The 221-nt window shown below is 67.0% G+C and carries 1 pseudogene; it reads right to left on the bottom strand.

From position 1 onward, the window contains the following. Positions 1-221: pseudogene (gene tuf, locus KDH83_RS32370) on the bottom strand (elongation factor Tu); the annotation flags it as partial.

Here is a 221-nt window from a genome sequence, read left to right as displayed (position 1 = left end):
CCGACCTTGATGATGCCGCGTTCGATACGGCCGGTCACCACGGTGCCGCGACCCGAGATCGAGAACACGTCTTCCACCGGCATCAGGAACGCGCCGTCAACGGCACGCTCAGGCGTCGGGATGTAGGTGTCCAGGGCTTGGGCCAGGGCCAGGATGGCCTGCTCGCCCAGCTCGCCCTTGTCGCCTTCCAGCGCCAGCTTGGCCGAACCCTTGACGATCGG

It is taken from the genome of Achromobacter sp. Marseille-Q0513, assembly GCF_018195695.1.
Classification (GTDB): domain Bacteria; phylum Pseudomonadota; class Gammaproteobacteria; order Burkholderiales; family Burkholderiaceae_B; genus Achromobacter.
The sequence above is the reverse complement of the archived record's forward strand: the minus strand, read 5'-3'. Positions and strand labels throughout refer to the sequence as shown.